This window comes from Microcella sp., from assembly GCF_025808395.1.
Taxonomy (GTDB): domain Bacteria; phylum Actinomycetota; class Actinomycetes; order Actinomycetales; family Microbacteriaceae; genus Microcella.
In genome coordinates, this window is sequence record NZ_CP075524.1 from 1,610,088 (window position 1) to 1,628,670 (window position 18,583).

General features: G+C 67.1%; 15 protein-coding genes. 5 read left to right on the forward strand and 10 right to left on the reverse strand.

Annotated elements, in window-relative coordinates; translation table 11 throughout:
* The first annotated feature begins 65 nt into the window (after positions 1-65).
* Both KIT89_RS07835 and KIT89_RS07840 read left to right on the forward strand, forming a co-directional pair.
* Positions 66-1,163, forward strand: coding sequence for an ABC transporter ATP-binding protein (locus tag KIT89_RS07835; RefSeq protein ID WP_297599967.1), 1,098 nt, complete (start codon positions 66-68; stop codon positions 1,161-1,163).
* Between the two features lie 126 nt (positions 1,164-1,289).
* The gene (locus KIT89_RS07840; protein WP_297599968.1) at positions 1,290-2,606 is read left to right on the forward strand and encodes a DUF4032 domain-containing protein; all 1,317 of its coding nucleotides are present in this window, start codon (positions 1,290-1,292) and stop codon (positions 2,604-2,606) included.
* Between the two features lie 9 nt (positions 2,607-2,615).
* On the opposite strand, the gene KIT89_RS07845 is transcribed toward KIT89_RS07840, so the two are convergent.
* From KIT89_RS07845 to KIT89_RS07865, 5 genes are all read right to left on the reverse strand, one after another.
* Positions 2,616-4,022 (reverse strand): NAD(P)(+) transhydrogenase (Re/Si-specific) subunit beta, encoded by a 1,407-nt coding sequence (locus tag KIT89_RS07845; RefSeq protein ID WP_297599969.1) that lies wholly within the window; start codon positions 4,020-4,022, stop codon positions 2,616-2,618.
* Positions 4,019-4,333 (reverse strand): NAD(P) transhydrogenase subunit alpha, encoded by a 315-nt coding sequence (locus KIT89_RS07850; protein ID WP_297599971.1) that lies wholly within the window; start codon positions 4,331-4,333, stop codon positions 4,019-4,021. The genes KIT89_RS07845 and KIT89_RS07850 overlap by 4 nt, the downstream gene beginning before the upstream one ends.
* Entirely contained in the window at positions 4,333-5,484 is a 1,152-nt protein-coding gene (locus KIT89_RS07855) for a Re/Si-specific NAD(P)(+) transhydrogenase subunit alpha (protein WP_297599973.1), read from the reverse strand. Before KIT89_RS07855 ends, KIT89_RS07850 begins: the two co-directional genes overlap by 1 nt.
* 126 nt (positions 5,485-5,610) lie before the next feature.
* Entirely contained in the window at positions 5,611-6,921 is a 1,311-nt protein-coding gene (locus tag KIT89_RS07860) for a dihydrolipoamide acetyltransferase family protein (RefSeq protein ID WP_297599976.1), read from the reverse strand.
* The gene (locus KIT89_RS07865; RefSeq protein WP_297599978.1) at positions 6,921-9,110 is read right to left on the reverse strand and encodes a thiamine pyrophosphate-dependent enzyme; all 2,190 of its coding nucleotides are present in this window, start codon (positions 9,108-9,110) and stop codon (positions 6,921-6,923) included. The genes KIT89_RS07860 and KIT89_RS07865 overlap by 1 nt, the downstream gene beginning before the upstream one ends.
* Positions 9,111-9,227: 117 nt before the next feature.
* Between KIT89_RS07865 and KIT89_RS07870 the strand changes: the two genes are divergently transcribed.
* Both KIT89_RS07870 and KIT89_RS07875 read left to right on the forward strand, forming a co-directional pair.
* Positions 9,228-9,752 carry a VOC family protein gene (locus KIT89_RS07870; protein ID WP_297599980.1) on the forward strand — a complete coding sequence of 175 codons (525 nt, stop codon included), beginning with the start codon at positions 9,228-9,230 and terminating at the stop codon, positions 9,750-9,752.
* Positions 9,753-9,754: 2 nt separating this feature from the next.
* The gene (locus tag KIT89_RS07875) at positions 9,755-10,438 is read left to right on the forward strand and encodes a GntR family transcriptional regulator (protein ID WP_297599983.1); all 684 of its coding nucleotides are present in this window, start codon (positions 9,755-9,757) and stop codon (positions 10,436-10,438) included.
* 9 nt (positions 10,439-10,447) lie between these two features.
* On the opposite strand, the gene KIT89_RS07880 is transcribed toward KIT89_RS07875, so the two are convergent.
* A complete protein-coding gene (locus tag KIT89_RS07880; RefSeq protein WP_297599986.1) occupies positions 10,448-11,179 on the reverse strand; it encodes a cupin domain-containing protein in 732 nt (243 codons plus the stop codon).
* A 259-nt stretch (positions 11,180-11,438) separates the two neighbouring features.
* Between KIT89_RS07880 and KIT89_RS07885 the strand changes: the two genes are divergently transcribed.
* Positions 11,439-12,344 carry an NAD(P)-dependent oxidoreductase gene (locus KIT89_RS07885; protein WP_297599988.1) on the forward strand — a complete coding sequence of 302 codons (906 nt, stop codon included), beginning with the start codon at positions 11,439-11,441 and terminating at the stop codon, positions 12,342-12,344.
* A 21-nt stretch (positions 12,345-12,365) separates the two neighbouring features.
* Here KIT89_RS07885 and KIT89_RS07890 read toward each other — a convergent pair whose 3' ends face one another.
* The 4 genes from KIT89_RS07890 to KIT89_RS07905 form a co-directional block, all read right to left on the reverse strand.
* Positions 12,366-13,748 (reverse strand): Xaa-Pro peptidase family protein, encoded by a 1,383-nt coding sequence (locus KIT89_RS07890; protein ID WP_297599991.1) that lies wholly within the window; start codon positions 13,746-13,748, stop codon positions 12,366-12,368.
* A gap of 72 nt (positions 13,749-13,820) precedes the next feature.
* Positions 13,821-16,310: an ATP-binding cassette domain-containing protein gene (locus tag KIT89_RS07895; RefSeq protein ID WP_297599994.1), complete on the reverse strand. Its 2,490-nt coding sequence runs from the start codon at positions 16,308-16,310 to the stop codon at positions 13,821-13,823.
* A 14-nt stretch (positions 16,311-16,324) separates the two neighbouring features.
* Positions 16,325-17,512, reverse strand: coding sequence for a substrate-binding domain-containing protein (locus KIT89_RS07900; RefSeq protein ID WP_297599996.1), 1,188 nt, complete (start codon positions 17,510-17,512; stop codon positions 16,325-16,327).
* A 28-nt stretch (positions 17,513-17,540) separates the two neighbouring features.
* A complete protein-coding gene (locus tag KIT89_RS07905) occupies positions 17,541-18,578 on the reverse strand; it encodes an ABC transporter permease (RefSeq protein WP_297599999.1) in 1,038 nt (345 codons plus the stop codon).
* Positions 18,579-18,583: the final 5 nt, after the last annotated feature.

Here is an 18,583-nt window from a genome sequence, read left to right on the forward strand (position 1 = left end):
TTTCGGCATCATCCATTCACTACGGATCGTCCGGCACGTACCTGCCGGTGAAGGAGAAGATCACTATGGCAACTGTGACCTTTGATAAGGCCACCCGCCTCTACCCGGGCTCGACCGTTCCCGCGGTCGACTCGCTCGACCTGCACGTCGGCGACGGAGAGTTTCTCGTGCTCGTCGGCCCCTCGGGGTGCGGCAAGTCGACCTCGCTGCGCATGCTCGCCGGCCTCGAAGAGGTCAACGACGGCAACATCTTCATCGGTGAGCGCAACGTCACCGATGTTCCTCCGAAAGACCGCGACATCGCGATGGTCTTCCAGAACTACGCGCTGTACCCGCACATGACCGTGGCCGAGAACATGGGCTTCGCGCTCAAGATCGCCGGCGTCAACAAAGACGAGCGCGCGAGCCGAGTGCTCGAGGCGGCGAAGCTGCTCGACCTCGAGCCCTACCTCGACCGCAAGCCGAAGGCGCTCTCGGGCGGCCAGCGTCAGCGCGTCGCCATGGGCCGCGCCATCGTGCGTCAGCCCCAGGTGTTCTTGATGGACGAGCCGCTGTCGAACCTCGACGCCAAGCTGCGCGTGCAGACGCGCACGCAGATCGCGTCGCTGCAGCGTCGACTCGGCGTCACCACCGTCTACGTCACGCACGACCAGACCGAGGCCCTCACCATGGGTGACCGCATCTGCGTTCTGAAAGACGGCGTGCTGCAGCAGGTGGGCACCCCGCGCGACCTGTATGAGACGCCGACGAACGTCTTCGTCGCCGGCTTCATCGGCTCGCCCGCGATGAACCTCTTCCCGGCGGATGTCGCAGACGGCGGCGTCAAGTTCGGCACGGCCATTGCTCCGGTGGCCCGCGATGTGCTCTCGACCACGAGCGAGAAGGTCGTCACCGTCGGCGTGCGCCCCGAAGACATGATCGTCAAGACGAGCGGCGAAGGCCTGCCGGTCACGGTCGACATCGTCGAAGAGCTCGGTGCAGACGGCTACCTCTACGGCAACACCGAGGTCGCCGGTCAGCGCGTCGACATCGTCGCGCGCGTCGACGGACGCGTGCACCCGCACAGCGGAGACACGGTCTTCATCACTCCCGAGCCGAAGCACGTGCACGTCTTCGACACCGCGTCGGGCCTGCGCCTGAACAAGGAACCCATCTCCAGCTGATCGACTGATCACGACTGACGAAGGATCCGCCGACGGGGGCGGGGTGCGCCGAGCCGGCCGCCCCGCCCCCGTCGCCCTTTCGCCCCGCCTGGCCCTCTCGGCCACCTGGTACAGGAGCCCCGTGCGATGACAGCGTCACTCACCATCACCTCAGCCGTCACCGATGCGGCCCTGCTCGACCTGCCGTGGCACCTGCCGCTCGAGGTGTGGCCCGATGACGCCATCGCCTCGCTGCCGAAGGGCATCTCGCGCCACCTCGTGCGCTTCGTGCACATGGGCGACTTCGTCGTCGCCGTGAAAGAGACCACGGAGGAGATGGCGCGCCGTGAGTACGAGATGCTGCGCACGCTGCAGCGCCTCGACATTCCGTGCGTCGAGCCTGTCGCGGTGATCACCGGCCGTGTCGACGCCGACGATGAACCCCTCTTGCCCGTGCTCGTCACGCGGCACTTGCGGTTCTCGCTGCCCTACCGCGCTCTCTACTCGCAGACGCTGCGCCCAGACACGGCGACCCGACTCGTCGACGCGCTCGCGCTGCTGCTCGTGAGGCTGCACATCATCGGCTTCTTCTGGGGTGATGTCTCGCTCTCGAACACCCTGTTCCGTCGCGACGCAGGTGCTTTCGCCGCCTACCTGGTCGACGCCGAGACCGGTCAGCTCTACGAGGGCGGTCTCTCGAACGGGCAGCGCGAGAACGACCTCGAGATCGCGCGAGTGAACATCGCCGGCGAGCTTCTCGATCTCGAGGCCGGCGGGCGTCTCGACGAGAACGTCGACGCCATCGAGACGAGCAACGGCATCATCGAGTCGTACCGCTCGCTCTGGAAAGAGCTCACCGGCTGGGAGTCTTTCGACCGCTCAGAACGGTGGCGCATCAATCAGAGAGTCGAGCGCCTCAACGCGCTCGGCTTCGACATCGAAGAGCTCGCGATCACGACTGACGGCGCCAGCACCGAAGTGCGCATCAGGCCCAAGGTCGTCGATGCGGGCCACCACACTCGCCGCCTGCTGCGCCTGACCGGCATCGACGCGCAAGAGAATCAGGCCCGCCGCCTGCTCAACGACCTCGACGCCTACACGGCATCGACGTATCCCGACAAAGAGGTCGACGACGAGGTCGTCGCGCACGAGTGGCTCGTGCGCGTGTTCGAACCGGTGGTGCGCGCGATTCCGAAAGACCTGCGCGGCAAGCTCGAGACTCCTGAGATGTACCACCAGCTGCTCGAGCACCGCTGGTATCTCTCGCAGAACGAGGGCAGGGCGATTCCGCTCGCTGAAGCATTGAGCTCGTACATCGACACGGTGCTGCGCCATCGACGCGACGAGGCGACGGTGATCACCCCGCCGACCGAGACCCTCTCGCTGCCGGCCCTGCTCACGAGCGAGATCGAGATCGTCGAGGGCGACGACGCCCCGACGGGCAGCTGGCGCGACAAGGTGTGACCCCGAGAGCTACAGGCCCTTCACCGCACTGAGCACCTTCGTGAGCGAGTCTTTCGCGTCGCCGAACAGCAGAGTGGTCTGCGGCTCGTAGAGCAGATCGTTCTCGATGCCCGCGAAACCCGGCCGCATCGACCGCTTGAGAAACACCACTTGACGTGCCGCTGCGACATCGAGAATCGGCATGCCGTAGATGGGCGAGCCCGGCGAGGTCTTCGCGGCGGGGTTGACCACGTCGTTGGCGCCGACGACGAGGGCGACGTCTGCGTTCTTGAACTGCGGGTTCACCTCGTCCATCTCGCTCAGCACCTCGTAGGGCACATTCGCCTCGGCGAGCAGCACGTTCATGTGCCCTGGCATGCGCCCCGCCACCGGGTGAATGCCGAACACCACCTCGATGCCTTTGGCTTCGAGGGTGCTGGCGAGTTCGGCCATGGTGTGTTGGGCCTGCGCGACGGCGAGCCCGTAGCCGGGCACGACGATGACGCGCTGGGCGTAGCCGAGCAGAATCGCCACGTCTTCTGCGCTCGAGCTGCGCACCGGGCGATCGCTCACCGCGGTCGATCCCGCCGTCGACCCGCCCTTGAACGCTCCGAACAGAATGCCGGTGACGCTGCGGCCCATCGCCTTCGCCATCTCGTGGGTCAGAATCGAACCGGATGCTCCGACGAGGGTGCCCGCGACGAGCAAGAGCGTGTTGCTGAGCACGAGCCCCGAGGCGGCCACGGCGAGGCCGGTGCCGGCGTTGAGCAGCGAGATGACGATGGGCACGTCGGCGCCGCCGACCGGCAGCACGAGCAGCACGCCGAGCGCGAGACCGATGACGAGCCCGGCGACGGCCGCGGCGCCCCTGGCATCAGCGAGACCGGCGTTGGCGAGCACCGCGTCGTCGAGCACGATGATCGTCGCGGCCGCCAGCCCCGCGATGAGCAGGGCGATGATGACGATGGCGTGACCGCCGAAGATGATGGGCCGAGTCGGCATGAGCTCTTGCAACTTCAAGAAGGTGACGACCGAGCCCGAGAAGGCGATGCCGCCCACGAGCACCGTGAAGGCCACCGCGATGTAGGCGCCGACAGTGGTGCTGTGCTCGAGCTCGAGCAGTGCGACGAGACCTGCGGCACCGCCACCCACGCCGTTGAAGAGGGCGACGAGCTGGGGCATCTGGGTCATCTTCACCAGGCGTGAGGCCGGCACGGCGATGATCGTGCCGACCGCGATGACTGCGAGAATCCACGCGAGGTTGTCGAGCTCGGTCGACAAGAACACGACGACCATGGCCAGCAGGGCTCCGAAGGCACCGATGAGGTTGCCCCGTCGGGCGGTCTTCGGCGACCCGAGGCCTTTGAGCGCCAGAATGAAGCAGACTGCGGCGACGAGGTAGAGCAGCGCCGTGAGTTCGGGGCTCAGCACGATCACTTCGACTCCTCCTTCGTCGCGCTCGCGCCGGTGGCGCGGCGGCCGCCGAACATCGTGAGCATGCGGTCGGTGACGACGAACCCGCCGACGAGGTTGATCGTGGCCATGAGCACGGCCACGAGGGCGACGACGAGCACGAGCGTGCTCTCGGCCTGCCCGGCGACGATCACGGCGCCGACCAGGATGATGCCGTGAATGGCATTGGCCCCCGACATGAGGGGAGTGTGCAGCGTGCTCGACACCTTCGACACGACTTCGAAGCCGATGAACACCGACAGCACGAAGAAGGTGAGCAGGGTGATGGCATCCATCAGTTCGCGCCCTTTCGTTCGGCGAGGGCCGCGGCGGTGGGCTCGTGCCGCACCTCTCCCCCGTGGGTCAGACACGACGATGCGACCACGTCGTCGTCGAAGTCGGCGACGATCGCACCGTCGACCGTCATGAGCGCGATGAGGTTCGCGATGTTCTGGGCGAGAAGACGTGAGGCGTCTGCGGGCATCGTCGAGGGGGCATCCTTCATGCCGACGATCGTGACGGTTCCGCCGGTGACCGGCACCGAGACGTCGCTGCCGGCGACAGCACCCTCGACGTTGCCGCCGGTCTCGGCGGCTAGGTCGACGATCACCGAGCCGGGCCGCATGGCGCGCACCATGTCGGCCGTCACCAGCCGAGGTGCGGGGCGGCCGGGAATCGCGGCCGTCGTGATGATCAGGTCGGCCTCGGCGATGTGCGGTGCCAGCAGTTGCCGCTGCCGGTCAGCACGGTCGGCGGCGAGCTCTTTCGCGTAGCCGCCCGCAGCGTCGGCATCAGCATCGAGCTCGAGGTGGATGAAGGTGCCGCCCATCGACTGCACTTCGTCGGCCGAGGCCGAGCGCACGTCGTAGGCAGACACCTTCGCCCCGAGCCGCTTGGCGGTGGCGATCGCCTGCAGACCGGCGACTCCGGCGCCCAGCACGAGCACTTTGGCGGGCGGAACGGTGCCGGCCGCCATCATGTAGAGGGGAAGAAACCGGTCGAATCGCATCGCGGCCTCGAGCACGCAGCGGTAGCCGGCCACGAGCGACTGCGACGTGAGGGCATCCATCGACTGCGCGCGCGAGATGCGCGGAATCAGCTCGAGCGAGAACGCCGTGATCCCGCGCTGGGCGAGCGCGGCCACCGCGTCGAGCTCACTGGCCGGCGAGGCGAAGCCGATCGTGATCGCACCCTTCGGCAGCTTCGCGATCGTGCCGGAATCGAGCGGGCGCACATGAGCGAGCACCTGCACCTTCGACAGCGGGATGCTCGCCACGAGCTGCGCGCCCGCGTCGACGTAGGCCGCATCGGCATGCCCGGCCGCGACGCCCGCGCCCTTCTCGATGGTGACCGCGAACCCCGCGGCGATGTACTGGCTGACGGTCGCAGGGGTTGCGGCGACTCGCCGTTCTCCCTCGATCGGTTCACGCCGGATGGCGATCTGCATAGCTCGCTCCTTCAGGTCATCATCGACCAGGGGAACACTATCTCCCGGCCGCGGCCGACAAGCACCAGCCGCGACCGCGAGTGGTGAAAGTTCTGCAGTTCTTCAGCGCTGCGAAGGTTGCGGCGCTCAGGCGAGAATCGACACCGGGTTCTCGATGCGGGTGACGAAGGCGGCGAGCCAGCGCGCGGCCAGAGCGCCATCCATCACCCGGTGATCGGCCGAGAGCGTCACCGTCATGACCGTGCCCACCTCGAGCGCGCCGTCGACCACGACGGGTGCCTGGCGCGCAGCGCCCACGGCGAGAATGCCGGCATGCGGCGGGTTGATGATGGCGCTGAACTCTTGCGTGCCGAACATGCCGAGATTCGAGACGGCGAAGCTGCCGCCCTCGATCTCATGCTGCTTGAGCGCGCCCGCGCGAGCTCGCGCGGCGAGGTCGGTGATCGCTGCATTCAGCGCCGTGACCGTGAGCGACTCGACGCCGCGCACGACGGGCGTCACGAGACCGTCGTCGAGCGACACGGCGATGGCGATGTCGGCCGTGCGGTGACGCAGCCGGCCCTCGTCGCTCCACGTGGTGTTGGCCTCAGGCACATCGCCGAACGCGGCGGCCACGGCCTTCACGACGAGGTCGTTGACCGAGATCTTGACCCCGTCGATCGCGTTGATCTCGGCCCGTAGCGCCAGCAGGCGATCGACGCGGCACTCTGCCGTGAGGTAGAAGTGCGGCACCGTGCTCTTGCTCTCGGTGAGCCGCCGAGCGATCGTTCGGCGCATGCGGCTGTGCGGGATCAGCTCGGGCTCAGCGGTCGTGCTGGGTGCTGTCGCGACCGTGGTGGCAGCGTTCGCCTTCGGCGCTGAGACAGAAGCCGACGGGCGCTCGCCGCTCAGCAACGCCGTGATGTCGGCCCTCACGATGCGGCCGTCGGGGCCCGAACCGCGCACTGTGCTCAAGTCGAGTTCGTGCTCACGGGCCAGTCGCCGCACGAGCGGGCTGATGAAGCGGCGGCCAGTGCTCTCACTCGACGCTTCGCTTGACCCTTCTTCAGCGCTCTCCTCACCGGTGTCAGCGAGAGCGGGCGGCTGCGGAGCCTCTGCGACGGCCTGCTCTTCGACCTCGCCTTCTGCGGGGCCCGCCGTGTCGGGCTCGGCGGCGTTCGCGGCCAGTTCGGCCGCAGGAGAGGCGGGGGCCACCTCCCCCGCCTCCCCCACGATCGCGATGGGGGCGCCGACGTCGACGTTGTCGCCCTCCTTGATGAGCAGCTCGAGCACGGTGCCCGCCGTCTCGGCGGTGTACTCGACGACGGCCTTCTCGGTCTCGATCTCAGCGAACGGCTGACCGACGGCGATCGCATCGCCGGGGGCGACGAGCCACTTCTGCACGGCCGCCTCGGTGACGTTCGCGAGCACCTCGGGCATGCGGATCGTGGTGGCCATCAGGCTGCCCCTCCCGCGTTGCGCCGCACGGCTTCGAGAGCGGCGACCACTTCTTCGGTGCGGGCGATCGCCGCCCGCTCGAGCACGCGCGAGATCGACGGCGACGACTCGGTGCCCGTCACGCGCTGCACCGGCTGATCGAGCCAGTCGAAGAACCGGCGCTGAATCTCGTCGGCGAGCCAGCCGCCGTAGCTCGTGCCGAGGGCTCCCTGCTCGACGATGAGCACCGCGTTCGTCTTCTTGACGCTCGACTCGATCGTCGCCCAGTCGATCGACGCGCGGTCGAGCCAGCGCAGGTCGATGAGCTCAGCATCCACCCCCGTCTGCTCAATCGCCTCGATGCAGTGCCGCACCATCGAGAGGTAGCTGATGACCGTCACCTCGCCGCCCTCGCGACGCACCGCCGCGGTGCCGGGCGGAATGATGTAGTCGAGGTTGTCGGCGAGAACCTCGTCTTTCTCGCCATACAGGTCGACATGCTCGATGACGAGCACAGGATCTTGCAGCGCCAGGGCCGCGTTCATGAGGCCGACGTAGTCGGCGGCGGTCGACGGGGCGACGATGCGCCAGCCCGGGCTCGTCGCGAAGATGCCAGCTGGGTCCATGAGGTGCTGCGAGCCGTAGCCAGACCCCATGGCGACTTTGGTGCGCAGCACGAGCGGCACGGGGTTGTCGCCGCCGAACATGTGCCTGGCCTTGCCCACCTGGTTGAACACCTGGTCGGCGGCCACCCACATGAAGTCGGGGTACATGAACTCGATGACGGGGCGGTAGCGGCCGTCGAGGGCGAGCCCGCCGCCGAGGCCCATGAAGGCGTTCTCGCTGATCGGGGTGCCGAGCACCCGGTCGGGAAAAGCGTCGGCAAGACCCTTCGTCGCGCCGTTCGTGCCGCCCTTGAGCCGGTGGATGTCCTCCCCCAGCACCACGATGCGGTCGTCTTGCGACATCCGGCGCTCCATGACGCCCGCGACGGCGTCGACGAACTTCGACTCCTCGCGCGCGGCGTCTGAGGTGCTCGGGTCGAGCACGGTGAGCCCCTCGAGCTCGCTTGCGTCACCCCGCACCCCGACGTCGACGAAGGTCGGGTCTGGCCAGAGCTCGGGGCGGATGCGCCGACGGCCCTGCTTCTCGGGGTCGGCCTCGAGCAGAGGCTCGGTGGCCGCATCCAACGCCGCGATCGCCTGGGCGCGCACGCTCTCGACGCCCGCCTCGTCGATGTGACCGAGCTTGATCATCTCGCGCGCGACACGGTCGAGCGGGTCGCGCTTCTTCCACTCGGCCTCTTCTTCTTTCGTGCGATAGCCGAAAGCGCTGCCCGGGTACGGCCCGTTCTGGTGGAAGAAGCGGTAGACCTCGGCCTCGACGACCGCGGGGCCGCCGCCAGAGCGCATGACCTCGGCGGCCTGCTGCATCGCGAGGTGCACGGCGAGAGGGTCCATGCCGTCGACCCGCCACGACGGAATTCCGAAGCCCTGCCCGCGCACCGACAACCGGGTGTCGGCGACGCTCTCGTCGATGCGCGTGGCGACGGCGTACTGGTTGTTCTCGACGAAGAAGCAGACCGGAAGCTTCCACGCCGCGGCAAGGTTCATCGATTCGAGCACCGAGCCGATCTGAGCGGCGCCGTCGCCGAAGTAGTTGATCGTGAGGTCGGTCGTGCCCGAGCGCTTCTGCGCCCACGCGTTGCCGGTGGCCATGGGTGCGCCGCCGCCGACGATCGCGTTCGTGCCGAGAGCACCGGCCTCGAACCACTGCAGGTGCATCGAGCCGCCGCGACCGCGGCAGTAGCCCTGCGCGAGGCCGAGAATCTCGGCGAGGGTCTTCTGCAGCACGGTCTGAATCTCGGGCGTGACGAGAGCGTCGAGCGCGAGCCCATTCTGGGCGACGTGCGTGAGAGCCTTGGCCAGAAACTGGTGGTGGCCGCGGTGCGAGCCGTTCACGGCGTCGGTCGAGCGCAGGCCCACGATCGAGCCGACCGCGCCCCCCTCTTGACCGATCGACGAGTGGGCGGGGCCGTGCACGAGGCCCTCGGCAGCGAGGTCGAGCACGCGTTCTTCGAAGGCGCGGATGAGGTGCAGCTGGCCGAGCATCGTCGCGAGCAGTGCGGGGTCGGCGGCCTTCCAATCGGCGGCCGTCGTGCTCAGCTCGACCCACGGAGCGGTGGTTTCCAAACGTCGTTGTTTCGGCATGGCGGCCACTGTACGCGTGATTGCATCCAATCTCAAGAGTTTCGCGCCGTTCACTGGCCCGCTTGTGCACGATGGGGCTAGGATTGCATCCAGTCGTCGCAAAGGAGGGATGTCGACATGGCTCTTCCCGGGTTGAGAGGAACCGAGCACATCGGGTTCACGGTGCCCGACCTCGATGAAGCGCACAGATTCTTCGTCGACGTCATCGGCTGCGAGTATGTGTACACCCTCGGCCCCTTCGAACGAGACGACGACTGGATGCGCGAGCACCTGGGCGTGCATCCGCGCTCGGTCATGCGCGAGCTGCGGTTCTTCCGCTGCGGGCACGGCCCCAACTTCGAGATCTTTCAGTGGGAGCCCGCCGACGGCCAGCTCGGTCAACCGCGCAACAGCGACATCGGCGGCCACCACCTGGCCTTCTACGTCGACGACCTCGACTCGGCCGCCGAGTACCTGCGCGAGCAGGGCGTGCGGCTGCTCGGTGAGCCCACCGCGAGCCGCAACGCGAGCGAAGGCCAGCGCTGGCTCTACTTCTTGAGCCCGTGGGGCATGCAGCTCGAGCTCGTGAGCTTTCCGAACGGCAAGGCCTACGAGCGCGAGAGTGACGTCGTACTCTGGCATCCTGCCCGACCACAGGAGTGACCATGACCCAGGCGCCCGAGCATGGTGCCGCTGCAGCGCATGTCGCCGAGGCTGTTCGCGAAGCGATCGTGCGCGGCGAGTACGCACCCGGCGCTCGCATCAGGCAAGAGGTGATTGCGGCCCAGACTGGCGCAAGCCGCGTGCCGGTGCGTGAGGCTCTGCGTATGCTCGCCGCCGACGGGCTGGTCACTCTGGTCGCGAACACCGGCGCATGGGTCTCGTCGTTGAGCCTCGCCGAGTGTCAAGAGATCTACCGGGTGCGCGAACGCGTCGAGCCGCTGCTGCTGCGCATGAGCGCGCCCTTGCTCGACGCGTCAGTCATCGACCACCTCGACGGCCTCGCCGATGCGATGTCGAGCTCGACCGACCCCGAGCAGTTTCTGGCGCTCGACCGGGAGTTTCACCTCACCACCTACTCGGGCGCGCGCACGGTCGTGCTCACTGAGCTCGTCCACCGACTGTGGAACCGCACCCAGGCCTACCGTCGCGTGTACACCCGCCTGATGGATGCCCGCTCACGTCAGACGGTGCACGATGAGCATCGCCTCATCGTCTCGGCGTTGCGCGATCACGACATCGACGCCGCCGAGTCGTTGCTCGCGACACACATCAGACGCACGCGTCGACAGCTCTCGAGTCACCCTGAAGTCTTCGCCGCGCCTCACGGTGAGCAGACCCCGCACTGACCCGTCGGCCTACGTGGTCGCCCCGGGCTTCATCGACTTCATCGCCTGCAAGACGTCGACGGCCGAGGCGATCGGCCTGGCCTCTGCGTCGTCGTCGTGACCGAGATCGGCGAGCGACTGATACGCCATCTCGCGGCGGCCGATGACGAACCAGATGCCGCGCGCGGGCTCATCGCCCTGATTCGTGTAGAGGTGCGGTCGCTGCGCGTCGAAGCAGAACGAGTCTCCGGGTGTGAGCTCGTAGGTCTCGAAGTCGATGCGCAGAGTGAGTCGACCCTCGAGCAGCACTCCGTATTCGAGTGCGGCGTGGCGCATCATCTTTCCTTCGACCGACGACGAACCGGCGGGAGCGTAGGTGACGATGAGCGGATCAGCGACCGCCGAGTCGCCGACAGCCAGGCGCTCCCAGGTGACCCCGTTCTCCATCTCGATCACGGGGTTGTCTTCACGGCGCTGCACGACCGAGTCACTCTCGCGCGAGCCCGCCCCGTGCGCACTCGCGTCGGAGTCGCCGAGCGCGAGAGATGCCGCGGTCGACCGATTGTGGCCCATGAGGCCATCGAGCGAGATGCCCAGGTAGTTGACCAGCGCGTAGAGCGTGCTGACCGAGGGCTGGGTCTTGCCGGTCTCCACTTGCGAGAGCAGGCTCGCCGAGACTCCCACGGCTGAGGCGACAGCCCGCAGACTGAGCTTGCGAGATTCACGAACGCGCCGCAACTCCGCGCCTACATCTAGCTGCATCGTCGCACCTTTCGCGTTCGTCCGCCGACCCCCGAGGGAATGTCACATCGTCAGTGTTGGTGAACAGTTCCGTGGCGCAAGCCTAGTCGAACTCCTTCGCAGTACGCGCATTTCACGTGACGAATGCTGACATCCTGGCGAGAGTGGCCCGGCTCGCTGTAAAGTATTACTGTACATTCCGCGCGCACGGCTCGACGGTGAGGACGACCCCCATGCAGAACGCAGCGACTGACACGACGCGTACCCGCGCGGTGAACTCGTGACGACCACGCGGCCTGCCGTCGGATTCATCGGCCTCGGCGCCATGGGCTCGGCGATGGCGACACGGCTGCTCGACCAAGCGTTCGCCGTCACTGCGTGGAATCGTAGTGAACGCGCGGTGCTCGAGCTCACGCAGCACGAACGGGCGACGGCGGCCGAGACTCCCGCAGCGGTCTTCGCGGCGGCACCGGTCGTTCACTCGATGCTCGCCGATGATGAGGCGCTGCTGACGCTGTTCAGCGATGAACTGCTCGCGAGCATCCCCACGGGACGGGTGCACGTCAACCACGCGACCATCAGCCCAGCGGCGGCCCGAGAGCTCGCCGATCGGCATGAGCGGCACGCCGTCGGCTATGTGCAGGCACCGGTGCTCGGTCGTTCGACGATCGCCGCCACCGGCGGCCTGCTGGTCGTCGCCTCAGGAGACCCCGAGTCGGTCGCGGCGGCGATGCCGTCTCTCGAGGCGCTCGGGCAGCGAACCTGGAATCTCGGCGCAGACGTCACGATGGCGAGCGTCGTCAAGATCGCCGTGAACTACAGCCTCATCAGCGCCATGCAGTCGATCGCCGAGTCGGTGGCGCTCGTCGAAGCCGCCGGCATCGACTCGAGCGAGTTCGTGCAGATTCTCACGCACACCGCGTTCAGCGGCGCAGCACACAAGGGCTACGCTCCGATCATCGCCGAGCAGCGCTACCAGCCCGTGGGCTTCGCCATGAGCCTCGGGCTCAAAGACCTCGGCCTCGCCGAGCAGGCAGCCGCCGATCGCGGAGTATCGCTGCCGATCGCTCCGGTGCTGCACGAGCTCTTCGAGGCAGCGGCCGCCGACCCCGAGCTGCGAGAGCTCGACTGGTCGGCCGTCGCCGAGGTCACTCGACGACGCAGCGGCCTGACCCCCGAACGCTGAGTCTGGCCGCACGCGCCGGGGTCAGGCCCCGCCGCGGCCGTCGACGGTGTTGAGGTGCGACTGCGAATCGCGCAGCGTGCTCAGCTCGCCGCCCACCGAGTAGTAGCGCTTGCCGGCGACGAGCAGTTCTTCGGCCGGAAACTTGGTGATGACCTCGCACCCGGTGGCCGTCACGACGACCTCTTCTTCGATGCGCGCGGCGCCCCAGCCGTCGGCCGCCGGCCAGTAGGTCTCGAGCGCGAACACCATGCCCTCTTCGATCACTTCGGGGTGGTCGAACGAGGTCAGCCGCGAGAAGATCGGCTTCTCCCAGATCGACAACCCGACTCCGTGACCGTACTGGAGGGCGAACGCCGCTTCTTCGTCGGCGAACCCGAACTCTTGAGCCTTCGGCCACACCGCCACGATGTCGGCCGTCGTGGCGCCGGGCTTCACGAGGGCGATCGCGCGATCCATGTACTCCCGGGCGCGCGTGTATGCGTCTTTCTGAGCCTGGCTCGCCGAGCCCACCGCGAAGGTGCGGTAGTAGCAGGTGCGGTACCCGTTGAAGCTGTGCAGAATGTCGAAGAACGCCGGGTCTCCTGGGCGAATCAGTCGGTCGCTGAACACGTGCGGGTGCGGCGAGCAGCGCTCGCCCGAGATCGCGTTGACGCCTTCGACATACTCAGAGCCGAGGTCGTAGAGGGTCTTGGCGACGAGCCCGACGGTCTCGTTCTCGCGCACACCGGGTCGCAGAAATTCGTACAGGTTCTCGTAGGCCGCATCCACCATCGAGGCGGCTTGCGTCAGCAGGCGAATCTCGTCACCGGTCTTGATGCGGCGAGCTTCCATGAACACCTGCTGGCCGTCGACGACCTGGATGCCCTCCTTCTGCAGCGCGAACAGAATGGGCAGCTCGATCACGTCGACGCCGAGCGGCTCGTTCGCGAGACCGAATTTGTCGAGCTCGCGCTTGATCTTGCGAGCCACCTCTTCAGCGATGCCGGCGTCTGGCGGAAACGCTCCGCGAAGCGTCGAGATGCCAGCACGCGAGCCGCTCTCGAGTCGAGGGCGCGTCGCACCATGGTGGGGCGCATGCGGGTCGGCGTCTGCCTCGGCGTGGGTCTGATCGAGCCACGGGTTGTAGAGCGAGTGGTGCTTCGCCGCCGAGCCGAAGTCCCACATGATCGGGTCGGTCTTGCGAGTGATGAGTGAGAAGCGAATGAGCTTGTCCATCGCCCACGTACCGATATGGGTCGACGTCATGTACCGGATGTTCGAGAAGTCGAACGCGAGCAGCGCCCCCACCTCAGACTTCTCGAGCTGCGCCTTGAGCCGCAGAAGCCGATCAGTGCGCAAGCGGTCGAAGTCGACGCGTGCCTCCCAGTCGACGGCGTTCATGCCGGTGGTTCCGGTGCTCTTCATGGTCTCTTCGTGTCCAATCGTGATGGGTCGTTGGTCGAGTCTCTGACACTGGGTGGTCGAAGCTCGGGAGGTCTACGGGAGCGCCGCTCTCTTGCGCCTCCACGTCGCGACGATGGGAATCAAGGCGGCGAGGATGACGAAGATGCCCTGCAGCCAGTACTGCCACGAGAGTCCCAGCGACAAGAAGCTCAGAGCGCTCGTGATCGTCTGCAAGAGCAATCCGGCGGCCGCCACCGCGATCGCCGAGCCCGAGCCGCCGAAGATGCTGGCGCCCGCGATGACGATCGCCGTCACCGACGTCAGGGTGAGAGCCTGGCCCGTGTTCGCGTCACCGATGCCGGTGCGCGTGTAGAGGATGAGGCCGGCGATCGATGCCAGTACGCCCGCACCGACGGCGGCGTAGAAGCGCATGCGGTCGACATTGACGCCCATTCGGTTCGCCTTGACCGGGTCAGACCCGGCGGCTCGCAGGCCGCGACCCAGGTTGGTGCGCTCGATCACGAACCAGAGCGCGACGGCGAGGATGACCGCGATCATCAGCACGACCGGAATGCCGGCGATGACTGTTCCGATGGCCGCCATGATGTCGCCAGTCGCCGAACCGCCCGGGGCACGGCGCAGCACTTGAGCGACGCCGACGACGGCGATCGATGTCACGAGTGTCGCGATCACCGGGGGCAGCCCGAGTCTCGTGACCAGCAGACCGTTCACGACGCCCACTGCGAGACCGGCGAGTATCGCCAGCAGCACCCCGAGCGCGAAGAAGCCTGGCCCGGCCTGGCCGAAGAACGAGATCACCACAGTCGACAGTGCGACGACTGAACCGATGCTGAGGTCGATGCCGCCCGTCATGACCACCAAGAGCTGAGCGAGGCCGACGAGAATGATGACCGACGACGCAGCGAGCAGCTGGCTCAGGTTGAGCGGGCTCAAGAAGGCCGAAGAGACGAGTGTGGTCGCGAGGCTCAACGTCAGGGCGAGGCCCAGCAAGACTGTCGCCTGGGTTCCCCCGGGGCCGAGCGGCGATCGCCGGCGGCGCATTCCCGTCTCTGCGGTGATGGTGGTCGACTCAGAGGTGTCGGTCGACAAGACCGCGGCACCGGTGATCGCACGCTCGGTGACGTCGTCTCCGTTGAGCACGGCCTGCACCCGCCCGCGCGAGAAGACCACGACTCTGTCGCATAGGCCCTCGAGCTCGACCGCATCGGTCGACAGCACGACCACAGCGGTGCCCGATTCGGCCATTGCTCGAAGAAAGGAGTAGATCTCGACGCGAGCACCGGCGTCGACGCCCTGAGTGGGGTCTTCTACCAGCAAGACCCGGGGGTTGCCGAGGCGCGCCCGTGCGAGCAGCACCTTCTGCTGGCTGCCGCCCGAGAGCGAGACGATCGACGTCTCGAGCGTGGGGGTCTTGACGGCAAGGCCCTCGATGGCCTGGCGGGTCAGGCGGTACTCGGCAGATCGATTCACGAAGCCGAACGGCATCGCCTCGCGCAGTGACGGCGCGACGACGTTCTCGCGAATCGTCATCTTGCCGAACATGGCTTCACCGATTCGGTCGCCGGGCAGATAGACGACTCCGGCACGTTTGGCTGAGCGCGGTGATCGCACTGAGATCTCGTGCCCGTCGAGCTCGACGACACCCGTCGTCGTGCCGTGGCCTCCGAGAGCGCGCAGCACTTCGCGCTGACCGTTGCCCTCGACTCCGGCGAGCCCGATGATCTCGCCCGGCTTGGCCGTGAAGCTCACATCGCTGAAGCCGGCCGACGAGAGCGACGCCACGGCGAGCAAGGGCTCGGCGTCGGCCGCCACGGTCGCTTTGTCGGGAAAGGTGGTCTCGAGCGATCGCCCGACGATGAGCTCGACGATCTGCTCTTCGTCGTAGTCGGCGACGAGGCCACGACCGACCACTTTGCCGTCACGAAGAACGGTGAGGTCGTCGCCGATCTCGATGACCTCGGGAATCCGGTGGGTGATGTACACGATCGCCGTGCCGTCGGCAAGAAGCTCGGCGATGCGATCGAAGAGCCACCGAGTCTCTTCAGGGCCGAGCGCTTCAGTAGGCTCGTCGAGCACGAGCACACGCGGTTCGCTCGCGAGCGCGGCGGCGATCTCGACGAGGTGCGCGTCGCGCAGCGACAGGTTCGAGACCAGTGCAGAGGGGTCGACCTTCAACCCGAGACTGGCGAAGTGCGTTGAGAGCCACGCCGCTGCCTCGCTGCGACGAGGTCGGCGAGACTCGGGCAAGAGCAAGAGCACCGAGTCGAGCACGCTCAGCGCGGGCGCGAGCGCCGGGGTCTGGTACACGATCGCGAGCCCGCTCTCGCGCGCGTCGCGCGGCTGCATGCGGGCGAGAGACTCGCCGGCAAGGCCGATCGTGCCGGAATCCGGCACGACCGACCCTGCGGCGACTCCGACGAGCGTGGACTTGCCCGCACCGTTCTCACCGAGAATCGCGTGAACCTTTCCAGGCGCGATCGACACACTGACATCGTCGAGCGCGCGAACGCCTGGGTAGGTCTTGGTGATACCCGTGAGGGTGAGGGCGGAGTCCATGGTCATCGGTGCTTTCGTGATTAGTTGAACAGCGCGGCGATCTCGTCTGCGGTCAGCAGAGTCGACGGAGTCGCGTCCGGCGGAGCGTCAGGCAGGCAGGCCTGGCCGGGCTTGATCGAACCGGGCGCGGTTCCCGTCGAGTCTTCGACGATCGCCAGGTTGTAGATCGACGGCTCAGGGTTCGAACCGCCGTAGAACGCGGCAACCGCCTTGCGGAGGGCGACGCGACCGATCCACGTGCGCGACGAGACGGTCGCCAGCTCGTAGGCCGGGTTGGTCTCTTTGAGTGCGTCGAAGTTGCAGCTCAGCGAGTTGTCATCCGTGGTCGCCAGCAGCGGAAGCGACAGGCCAGCCGCTTCGTAGGCGCGGATGACGCCAGCCGCAGCTGCACCGTAGTCAGCAATGATCGCGTCGATCTGCGGGAACTGCGAGAGCAGGCCGGCCATGGCCTGCTGCGCCTGTGCAGGGTCCCAGTTCGTCACGACGGGCTCAGGGGTGAGCAGGGTGATCTGCGGGTTCTCGGCGAGAACCTTCTCGAGGCCGTCGAACTCCTGCGTCGACACGAGCGCGCCAGCGGGGCCACCGAGGAACACCAGGTTGCCGCCCTCCGGGCCGAGCTGATCGACGATCCACTCGCCCTTCGAGATGCCCACGAACTCAGGAGACTGGTCGGCGTAGTCGAGGTAGTCGACTCCGGCCTGTCCCTGCGGGTCGGCGGCGAAGTTGACGACGATCGATCCGGCCTGGGTTGCCTGACGGATGGCGGGAAGGTGTGCCTCACCGGGACCGGCATCCGGGATCACCAGGATGATGTCGGTGCCCTTGGCCGCGAGGCTCGTGATGCCGCTCGTGGTCGCTTCGAGATCGAAGAGTCCTGCGACGAATTCAACGCTCTCGATGAGGGGGCACTGTGCCGCCTCGCTCTCGATCTCAGCCAGCACCGTCTTCGACCAGCTGTTCGTTCCGATGCCGTCGACGACGCCGACCGTGATCGGGTCGCCTTCGGTCGGGCAGACCTGGTCCATGGTGATGAACTGGTCGACCGTTCCCACTGACCCGGCGGCGATGTCTGCCACCAGGTTGTTGGGAGCTTCTCCGTCGGTTGGTGCTTCAGCATTGGTCGACGTGCAGCCGGTCAGGATCAGCGCGGCCACACCGACGGCAGACGCCGTTGATATGAGCTTCTTGCTCATCAATGTCATGCTCATTGCACAACTCCTCGTTGAGTAGGTGGTGCTAGGGATGGGTGTTTCTCGAGATCCGGAACAGGCTCTTGAGCCTTCCCGGGTTGCCGCCCAGTTGAAGCTGAGCAACGATCCCGACGCCGATGATGAGCGCCTGGACGATGTTCTGCACGGCCGTTGCCTGAGTGAAGGTCTGAACCAACTGGCTGAGCTGTGCAAGAAAGAGGGCTCCGAGGGCCGTGCCGACGATGCTGCCTCGGCCTCCCGTGAGCGCGGTGCCGCCGAGGACGACGGCAGCGATAGAGGGAAGCAGGTAGTCGTTGCCCGCCGTGAGAGTGGGCGACCGCAGCAACCCGGCGAGCAGCACGCCGCCCGCGGCGGCCAGGGCCGTCGAGAGCCAGTAGGCCGAGATGATGTAGCCGCGCGTCGCCACCCCGATGTTCGCAGCGCTGCGAGGGTTCTCGCCGACGAGCTCGAACCGGCGGCCGATGCGAGTGCCCTTGAGCACGACGTGCACCGCGATCACGATCACGAGAGCGAACCACGCCAAGACCGGCACGCCCCACACCCGAGTCAGCGCGAAGCTGCTGAGCTCATCGGTGGTCTGGGCATTGAACCCTCCTGAGATCGCCTGCACGGCGCCGATCATGAGGGCGTTGCTCGCGATTGTGACGACCAGCGGTGGAAGCCCGAAGACGGCGATGACGACGCCGCTCAGCAGCCCGAAGAGCGACGTGGCGATGACGGCGACGACGATGGCGGTGCCGAGCCCCCAGTCTTCGTCGCCACCGAACTTGGCGACGATGAGAGCGCCTAGCGTGATGGCGCCGGGCACCGAGAGGTCGAGCCCTCCCTGCTGAATCACCAGGGTCTGCCCCACCGCGACGATGGCGGTCAACGCCGCGAAGGGAAGCATCGAGACGATCGCCGTCTCGCTGACGCTTCCGATGGCGATCAGGGGGCTCACGGCGAACAGCACCGCGACGGCGACGAAGGCTCGGGTTCCGGGCCACGACCAGATCGTGCGAGCGAGCGAGGCCCGATCGATGATGTCTGGCCTGCCCTGCGGTCGTTCGTGAACGGCAGTCATGGCCG

Excerpts from the sequence above, each read along its gene's own strand:
- KIT89_RS07835 (WP_297599967.1), top strand. The coding sequence starts at position 66 with ATGGCAACTGTGACCTTTGATAAGGCCACCCGCCTCTACCCGGGCTCG.
- KIT89_RS07840 (WP_297599968.1), top strand. The coding sequence starts at position 1,290 with ATGACAGCGTCACTCACCATCACCTCAGCCGTCACCGATGCGGCCCTG.
- KIT89_RS07850 (WP_297599971.1), bottom strand. The coding sequence starts at position 4,333 with ATGGATGCCATCACCCTGCTCACCTTCTTCGTGCTGTCGGTGTTCATC.
- KIT89_RS07855 (WP_297599973.1), bottom strand. The coding sequence starts at position 5,484 with ATGCAGATCGCCATCCGGCGTGAACCGATCGAGGGAGAACGGCGAGTC.
- KIT89_RS07860 (WP_297599976.1), bottom strand. The coding sequence starts at position 6,921 with ATGGCCACCACGATCCGCATGCCCGAGGTGCTCGCGAACGTCACCGAG.
- KIT89_RS07865 (WP_297599978.1), bottom strand. The coding sequence starts at position 9,110 with ATGCCGAAACAACGACGTTTGGAAACCACCGCTCCGTGGGTCGAGCTG.
- KIT89_RS07870 (WP_297599980.1), top strand. The coding sequence starts at position 9,228 with ATGGCTCTTCCCGGGTTGAGAGGAACCGAGCACATCGGGTTCACGGTG.
- KIT89_RS07875 (WP_297599983.1), top strand. The coding sequence starts at position 9,755 with ATGACCCAGGCGCCCGAGCATGGTGCCGCTGCAGCGCATGTCGCCGAG.
- KIT89_RS07880 (WP_297599986.1), bottom strand. The coding sequence starts at position 11,179 with ATGCAGCTAGATGTAGGCGCGGAGTTGCGGCGCGTTCGTGAATCTCGC.
- KIT89_RS07890 (WP_297599991.1), bottom strand. The coding sequence starts at position 13,748 with ATGAAGAGCACCGGAACCACCGGCATGAACGCCGTCGACTGGGAGGCA.
- KIT89_RS07895 (WP_297599994.1), bottom strand. The coding sequence starts at position 16,310 with ATGACCATGGACTCCGCCCTCACCCTCACGGGTATCACCAAGACCTAC.
- KIT89_RS07900 (WP_297599996.1), bottom strand. The coding sequence starts at position 17,512 with ATGAGCATGACATTGATGAGCAAGAAGCTCATATCAACGGCGTCTGCC.
- KIT89_RS07905 (WP_297599999.1), bottom strand. The coding sequence starts at position 18,578 with ATGACTGCCGTTCACGAACGACCGCAGGGCAGGCCAGACATCATCGAT.